This window comes from SAR202 cluster bacterium, from assembly GCA_016872355.1.
Taxonomy (GTDB): domain Bacteria; phylum Chloroflexota; class Dehalococcoidia; order Lucifugimonadales; family VGZY01; genus VGZY01.
The window spans coordinates 1-7,607 of the sequence record VGZY01000100.1; the positions used below are offsets into that span (position 1 = coordinate 1).

Annotated in this window: 8 protein-coding genes; 6 read left to right on the forward strand and 2 right to left on the reverse strand. The window is 61.9% G+C overall.

The annotated features are described in order from the left end of the window. Positions 1-254: 254 nt before the first annotated feature. From FJ319_13920 to FJ319_13940, 5 genes are all read left to right on the forward strand, one after another. Entirely contained in the window at positions 255-1,910 is a 1,656-nt protein-coding gene (locus FJ319_13920; protein ID MBM3935365.1) for a methylmalonyl-CoA mutase, read from the forward strand. 264 nt (positions 1,911-2,174) lie between these two features. After that, a complete protein-coding gene (locus tag FJ319_13925) occupies positions 2,175-2,858 on the forward strand; it encodes an HAD family hydrolase (GenBank protein ID MBM3935366.1) in 684 nt (227 codons plus the stop codon). 65 nt (positions 2,859-2,923) lie between these two features. Then, a complete protein-coding gene (gene mce / locus FJ319_13930; protein MBM3935367.1) occupies positions 2,924-3,355 on the forward strand; it encodes a methylmalonyl-CoA epimerase in 432 nt (143 codons plus the stop codon). A gap of 25 nt (positions 3,356-3,380) precedes the next feature. Further along, positions 3,381-3,782 carry a cobalamin B12-binding domain-containing protein gene (locus FJ319_13935; GenBank protein ID MBM3935368.1) on the forward strand — a complete coding sequence of 134 codons (402 nt, stop codon included), beginning with the start codon at positions 3,381-3,383 and terminating at the stop codon, positions 3,780-3,782. Between the two features lie 132 nt (positions 3,783-3,914). Further along, complete coding sequence (locus FJ319_13940; GenBank protein MBM3935369.1) at positions 3,915-4,190, forward strand: DUF1232 domain-containing protein; 276 nt, start codon at positions 3,915-3,917, stop codon at positions 4,188-4,190. A gap of 28 nt (positions 4,191-4,218) precedes the next feature. On the opposite strand, the gene FJ319_13945 is transcribed toward FJ319_13940, so the two are convergent. Further along, the gene (locus tag FJ319_13945) at positions 4,219-4,992 is read right to left on the reverse strand and encodes a hypothetical protein (protein MBM3935370.1); all 774 of its coding nucleotides are present in this window, start codon (positions 4,990-4,992) and stop codon (positions 4,219-4,221) included. 4 nt (positions 4,993-4,996) lie between these two features. Beyond that, complete coding sequence (locus FJ319_13950; protein MBM3935371.1) at positions 4,997-6,898, reverse strand: hypothetical protein; 1,902 nt, start codon at positions 6,896-6,898, stop codon at positions 4,997-4,999. Between the two features lie 434 nt (positions 6,899-7,332). Here FJ319_13950 and FJ319_13955 point away from each other — a divergent pair. Next, positions 7,333-7,607: hypothetical protein (locus tag FJ319_13955; protein ID MBM3935372.1), on the forward strand; the 275-nt coding region annotated here is incomplete at its 3' end.

Genomic DNA, 7,607 nt, shown 5'->3' on the forward strand with positions numbered 1-7,607 from the left:
ACACCCATCAGCTCAGCGGCCTTACTTGCCTCGCAACGCCCCTCCAGAACAAGGTTCAGTATCTGTGCTCTCTTCGCTTCTCGCTCGGTCAAATGTAGTCCTCTCATGGACTGACATATTCACTGAGAAGTTACCTACTGACAATATCACTGAGCAAAGACACCTCGCCCCCGCCTGATTGACACCTTCTCCGTCCTTTACTACACTCCAATCCAGTCCACTGTCCCCGCGAACCCAAACTACGAGCCACATCCATGCCCAGCAAAGACAAGCGCGAGTGGGAAGCCCAGTCGCTCAACCCCGTGAAGAAGCGCTTCGGAGAGCGCCAGGAGCGGTTTGAGACCGACTCCGGCATCGAGGTCCAGACGGTGTACACGCCGGAGGACCTGGGTAGCTTCAGATACGCCGAGCGGCTGGGCTACCCAGGCGAGTACCCCTTCACGCGTGGTGTGCAACCGAACATGTACCGCGGCAAGGTCTGGACGATGCGGCAGTACGCCGGCTTCGCCTCGCCGGAGGAGTCCAACCGCCGCTACCGCTACCTGCTGGAGCAAGGCCAGACCGGCCTGAGCGTCGCCTTCGACCTTCCCACGCAGACCGGCTACGACTCCGACCACGCACTCGCCGCCGGCGAAGTGGGCAGGGCAGGGGTACCCATCAGCAGCCTGGCGGACATGGAGCTGCTCTTCAAGGGCATCCCGCTCGACAAGGTCAGCACGTCGATGACGATCAACGCGACGGCCTCGATACTGCTGTCGCTGTACATCGCGGTCGGCAAGAAGCAGGGCGTGCCCGCGACCGAGCTGAACGGCACGATCCAGAACGACATCCTCAAGGAGTACATCGCGCGCGGGACGTACATCTACCCGCCCAGGCCGTCGATGCGCTTCATCACGGACGTGTTCCAGTACTGCAGCACGTCGGTGCCCAAGTGGAACACGATCAGCGTGAGCGGCTACCACATGCGCGAGGCGGGCGCGACGGCAGTGCAGGAGCTCGCCTTCACCTTCGCGAACGGCATCGCATACGTACAGGCGGCGGTGGACGCCGGGCTGGATGTCGATAGCTTCGCGCAGCGCCTCTCGTTCTTCTTCGTCTCCCAGAACAACCTCTTCGAAGAGGTCGCGAAGTTCCGCGCCGCTCGCCGCATGTGGGCGAAGATCATGCGCGAGCGCTTCGGCGCTACGAACCCGAAATCGTGGATGATGCGCTTCCACACCCAGACCGCCGGCGTGACCCTTACTGCGCAGCAGCCCGATAACAACGTCATCCGCACCACCGTGCAGGCGCTCGCGGCCATCCTGGGCGGGACGCAGTCGCTGCACGTCAACTCCAAGGACGAGGCGCTCGCGCTTCCCACCGAAGAGTCGGCGCAGCTCTCCCTTCGCACGCAGCAGATACTCTCACACGAGAGCGGCGTTTCCGAGACCGTCGATCCGCTGGCTGGCTCGTACTACGTCGAAAACCTGACCGACAAGCTGGAAGAGGCCGCGTTCAAGTACATCGGCGAAATCGACCGCCTCGGCGGCGCGGTGGCAGCTCTCGAGGAGGGCTACCAGACCCGCGAGATTCACGACAGCGCATACAAGCTCCAGCGAGAGATCGAGGAGACGAAGCGCATCGTCGTGGGCGTGAACCGGTACCAGTCCGTCACGCCTCCAATCGAGAAGATCCAGACCATCGACCAGGCCGAGACGAAGAAGCAGATCGCGCGGGTCAAGCGCGTCCGCAAGGAGCGCGACAATGCGGCGGTACAAGCATCGCTCAAGCGCCTGAAGACCGTCGCGGTGGGCAAAGAGAATACCGTGCCCGCCATCCTCGAGTGCGTCGAGGCGTACGCCACCGTCGGGGAGATTGCGGACGTATTCCGTGGCGTGTTCGGAGAGCAGCGGGAATTCACGCCGTTCTAGGGGGCTGCGCGGCGGTGGCCTGCCAACCCCACCCAGCCACCCTCTCTGTCAGCCAGAGCGCTGACATCTCCCCCGTCAAGGGGGAGAAAAGAGAGGGGGTGCGGGGTGGCGCCGTTTCCCTCCTCTCCCTTGAGGGAGAGGCCTTTGGGCGCTCTGGCCCAAAGGGTGAGGGTGGGGTGTAGTGGGCGGCACGGCCTGTAAGCGTAATAGTTGTGCATCAGGAATCCGAAACAGGGGACCTGCGCCCCTGGGAAAGCGCTTGCCATGACAACCCAGAGGCTTAAGCTCAAAGAGGCCAAGTGGCTCTTCTTCGACCTTGGTAACACGCTCCTCAATGAGCAGAAGATGCTGCGCGACTACGTGAACCAGATAGGCGCGCGGTTTCTTGATATGGGTGTGATGGTATCGGAGTCGAAGGTCGAGGCGGCGATGCGCGCGAGCGCCGAAAAGTTCACCCCCGGCATAGCCCAGGGCGCCATTGAGCTCCTCACATCGGACGAGAAGATTCGCGCGTATGTTTACAGGGGCGTGAAGTACAAGATAGATCTTGTGGAGGCGTATCCCGAAGCGAAGGACGTGCTTTCCAAGCTCTCCACCCATTACCACCTCGGCATCGTCGCCAACCAGCACGCGGGGAACGAAGAGCACATCGCCAGGTGGGGCATAGGCCAGTTCTTCAAGGTGATCGTCATCTCCTCCCAGTCGGGGCTGAAGAAGCCGGATGCCGCCGTGTTTTCACGCGCCATCGAGCTGGCCGAGACGAAGGCGGCCGACGCAGTCATGATCGGCGACCGCATCGACGAAGATATTCGCCCGGCCAAGCAGCTGGGCTGGAAAACGGTGCGTGTCACCCAGGGCATCGCCTCCGTGCAGAAGCCGCGTGAGCCCATGGACTACCCGGACGCTACGGTCAGCAATCTGGCCCAGGTGGTAGAGCTGTTCATCTGATGGTCCGCCGGAGACGTCCGCCGCGGCGGACGTCTCTACGAAAAAAGCATAACCAGGACAATACTATGACCCAGAACGCCCCATGCGTGGCGCGACATATCAACCACGTCGCCCTTGCCGTCAAGGACATAAACGACACGCTCGCCTTCTACGGCAAGGTGTTCGGTGTTACCACGAGCGACGTCGAAGAGCTGCCGGACCAGCGCGTCAAGGCGGCGCTCGTCAGGGTAGGGGGCTCCCAGCTTGAGATCATCCAGCCGACGGACGCGGAGAGCGGCGTCGCGAAGTTCATCGACAAGCGCGGCGAGGGCGTGCACCACATCGCGTTCGAGGTGGACGACCTGCAGGGCACGCTCACCCGCCTCGGCGCGACGGGGGTGGACCTGATCGACAAGTCTCCCCGGCACGGCCTATCCGGCACCATCGGCTTCATCCACCCGAAGGCGACGCGCGGCGTGCTCATCGAGCTCGTGGACGCCGAGTCCGCCCGGAGGTAACGTGAACGTGAGCAGCCAGACCGAGATCATCCGCGTCCTCGTCGCCAAGCCCGGCCTGGACGGGCACGACCGCGGCGCGAAGATCATCGCTCGCGCCCTCCGCGACGCCGGCATGGAGGTCATCTACACGGGCATCCGCCAGGCCCCGGAGATGATCGTGGAGACGGCGCTGCAGGAGGATGTGGACGTCATCGGCCTCAGCATCCTCTCGGGCGCGCACATGGAGCTCTTCCCGCAGATTTTCGAGGGGCTGAAGAGGAACGAGATAGACGACATCATTGTCGTCGCCGGAGGCATCATCCCGGACGCCGACCGCGCCGCGCTGGAGAAGATCGGCGTAAGGGCCATCTTCGGCCCGGGCACGCCGACAACGGAGATAGCGGAGTTCATTACGAAGGCTGTCGCCGAAAAGCGGGCGAAGGGCTAGGGGCGCCGCGTGTTCTGGATTTACGTCATCCTGGCGCTGCTCGCGGCGCTGGCAGTCATTGTCGCAGCCCTCATTATCGCCATCCGCCTCCTCAGCGCCCGGGAGCCCTATGCCTCGTTCCTCAAGCTCCGCCTGAAGCACAAGGCCGCGTTCTTCAAGCTCCTCATAACCGACCGCCGAGTGCCCTGGTACGTCAAGGCGATACCCTTCTTCCTCGTCATCTACCTCGCCTCGCCCATAGACCTGATCCCGGACTTCATCCCCGTGCTCGGGCAGCTTGACGACCTCGGCGTGGTGCTCGCGGCGCTGTGGCTGATGGTGCGGCTCGTGCCACGCACGGCCGTGGACTCCCTGATCGCAGAGGCCGCCGGGCTGCAGGTCCCGTCGGATAAAGAGGACGAGGACTAGGGGAGCATTGCGAAAGATACGGCGCCGGTCACTGGTTACGTGGCTTGGGAGCGCCGCAGCTTACCGTGGGGATGCACCCACGGTTCTTGAGCGAGCTTTGCCCGTCGGCGATCGCTGCGCTCACGGCGTCGGCCACTTCTGCCGGCATCCACGCCTGCCAGCCTGACGCGGGGTCCTTGTAGTAGATGAGCGCGGCGACGACGGGGCTGACGCCGGTGCGCCCCTCGCTGATGGCTGCGGCGGCGCCGTCGAACGCGGTAGCGTTTACGCTGACCCTCCCGAAGAAGTCCGCCAGGTCGGCCGCACGGGCCTGCAACTTCGCCGTCGCCACGACACGCAGGCCCGGGTCCGCATCACGCATGGCTCCGAGGTCGACGATCACTCCGGACGCCAGCCCCTGGCTGTACCACTCCTCCGCGCCTGCCCTGTCCAGCATCGCCACAACGTCAACTTCGCCCCGCAGGAGGGCTTCATTAGCGGCGGCTTCATCCAGCGGCACAATCTCCACGCTGTAGCCATAGCCGTGGACCATCGCGTATCCGGAAAGGGCGTTTGCCAGCTGAACGTCCCTGTCCGGCCACTCCGCAATTCGGACAAGCCCCCTGCCTTGCTCTTCCATCCACGGAGGAACTGCCGTCGGCGCGACTGTCGCCCCCGCCAGCGCCGTGGGCGTCGGCGTACCCCTCTCGCCCACCGCGAACGGGTCCGTCTTCGCTCCGCACGCGAAGGCGATCGCGTCATTGGCCGCAGTACATGCAAGAACGATAGCAATGGCGATGTGACGCTGCAGACGGACATCCATAGCCCTATCCTGGAGTCAGCATAACTGCCTTCGCCAACGCGATGTATGCTTCATTCAGCTTGCGGTAGTAGGTCGATCGGGACATACTCAGATTACCGGCGATTGTGAACACCTTATCCCGCTTTCCGAGGCACGAAGCCCGAAGGATTTCCTGCTGGTCGAGACGTAGCGGAAAAGAGGGTCGCTCACTGGTCAGGGTTTCGCGCAGCAGTTGCTGAAGCTCTCTGCCGGAACGCCCCAGGCACCGCGCAAGCGCACTCTCGCCCACCTTGACTGCATCGTCCAGGCTCTCAAGTACGTATGAGAACTCCTCCTTCATGCGATCGGGGTCGTCGAGGGTAATCATCGCCTCCTCAAGGTGCCCGAGAGAGAGCAGCCATGCCCCGATATCGCTACCGCGAAGGTCAAGTTCCATCATCTCTATCGGGCTGGCTCGTGAGGAGAGGACAAGAGATGTAATTGGCTTCCGTGCCTGGAATCCGATCGCGGTTAACGCCTGGACCGCTTCTGGGCTGCCGGCCGGCATCACACCTCGCAGCCCCTTTCCAATGTGCGTAAGGAAGTCCCTTACCAGGCTGCCTGCGATCAGCGGCTGGCTCGGAGCGCTCTTCATATAGAAAGCCGGAGGGAGCAACGCAAAATATGTGTCTGCCGTTGCCCGAGTACAGTCAAGCCGCCTCGTCTCCTCTTCGGAGCACGAAGCCAGGAATAGAGAACCGATTCTCGATCGTGGCAGCATAGCCAGGCTCTCCGTGAACAGGGGGACCAGAGCATAGAGCGCAAGCAACTCGTCCCTGTCCGTACGGAGGACACGTATGCAATTCGGGAACAGGATACCCACCTGCTCGAGAAGCTCCGCGGCCTCTGATAAGGAAACAGCTTCGGGTCCAGAGACGGCCCGCAACTCGTCGATTTGCGCATTCCAGTACGGGCCATCTGCAGTCCTCATAGCCTGCACCTGGCGCATCTCGTGATGTCCTGTGAGGTCAAATAGCGGCCCGTTCGGCAGTGCATCCGCACACATGTTCATCAAGGACGCACTGCGGTGCCTGTCACCTGTACGAACGTGCAATAACCTGTATCGAATGGCATGAAAGGCCTTTCGGACTATTCTCCCGTGGTGTTCAGAGTCGCGCTCTTTCATCTCGGCGTTCAAGTGGGTCCTGTAAGCCGCCGTTATTGCGAGGCGATTTCGCGCGGACTGGACAAACGAAAGGCGTCCGAGGCCATTGTAGTATCGCCAGCCTATACGGCGTTCAAGGACTTCACCCAAGAGGTTTTCATCGGCTTCAGTTAGGACAGTCAGGGCCTCGATTGCGGGGCGAAGGTCGGGGTCGACTACTTCCATGAGGGCTCGCTCGGTAACAGCCCGGTTCATTGCTGAGGCCGCCGCGGCAACGGACTCCCCCCTCAACATTGATTCTGCGCCCACTGCAAGGGAAAGCGGCAGCCCTTGCGCCGCTGCGGCCAACCGGTCACGATTCGCCTGATTGTCAACCCCAAGCCGCATCAGGAGTTCGTCCGCCTCTTGACGTCCAAAGTACTGGAGTCGGAGTTGGGTCAAGCGACCCCGCCAGGATGCGTCCGCGGTCCAGTCGATAGAACACTTCCGGAGGCTGGTGATGATAACCATTATGCCGCGTTCAGCCATCCGACCCAGAAACTCGTCCCGTATCCACCCTTCGATTGGGCCGAATCGGTCAAAGTCGTCTAGAGCGAGCACGATCCGGGAATCCCCGCCTGCGCCAAGAAGTAAGTCAACCTGTTTGGAATGATCGAAATCGCCGAATGGCATGTCATGAGACGGCGGGGTAGACCTGAGGTATTCCTTGAAGCCCGCGGGCGAGGGAGTGCACGCGGCACAGTCGATCTTAAGGGTCGTCGCGCCTGCGGCCTTCGCGTTCATCAATATCTCTGAGAGCAGGCTTGTCTTCCCGATGCCGCTGACGCCGTAAATCCAGACGACCCTGGTGGGGGGGGCTTTCGACCGCAGCCCAGTCGGAGAACAGCCTGAGCTCAAGTTCGCGCCCGACGAACAGTCGGTGGCGCTCGGCGCTCACAGCGGAGATTAAACGGGTCATTTCCGCACCTCAACCAGAAGCCACTGGGCAGGGGCAGACACACGCTAAAGCGAGGAACCAACATTGTGACACATTTGGGCCCCGCGTGAAACAGTCATGGGACACTTTGAAAAGGGGTTCTGCTAAACCGCTGCCTAAACTGCTTACGTATGTTTGATAAGGGAGGGGCATTGGCCCGATGGCAGACCACATAGGCACGGAGCGACAGTTGTTTCTAGACGGACATCTCGTTGAACAAATGTCCGGTCTAAAGAGGGTCTTGCACCAGCCCGCAAAAATGGCCGCGCCGGTGCTGGAGGGCGACAAGCCATGGGAGCGAGGATTCGCCCAGATCATCGGGAATTGCGTTAACTACGACTCGGAAGACCGTATTTACAAGATGTGGTACGACACATACAAGGTGACGGGTGGCCTGATCGCCTACGCGACGTCCCAGGACGGGCTTCACTGGGAGAAACCCGACTTGGGCATTGTGGAGGTCGCTGGCTCCAGGGACAACAACATCGTCCTTCCCGGGCGCAATGCCAATGTTGT

Excerpts from the sequence above, each read along its gene's own strand:
- FJ319_13920 (MBM3935365.1), top strand. The coding sequence starts at position 255 with ATGCCCAGCAAAGACAAGCGCGAGTGGGAAGCCCAGTCGCTCAACCCC.
- FJ319_13925 (MBM3935366.1), top strand. The coding sequence starts at position 2,175 with ATGACAACCCAGAGGCTTAAGCTCAAAGAGGCCAAGTGGCTCTTCTTC.
- mce (MBM3935367.1), top strand. The coding sequence starts at position 2,924 with ATGACCCAGAACGCCCCATGCGTGGCGCGACATATCAACCACGTCGCC.
- FJ319_13945 (MBM3935370.1), bottom strand. The coding sequence starts at position 4,992 with ATGGATGTCCGTCTGCAGCGTCACATCGCCATTGCTATCGTTCTTGCA.
- FJ319_13950 (MBM3935371.1), bottom strand. The coding sequence starts at position 6,898 with ATGAACGCGAAGGCCGCAGGCGCGACGACCCTTAAGATCGACTGTGCC.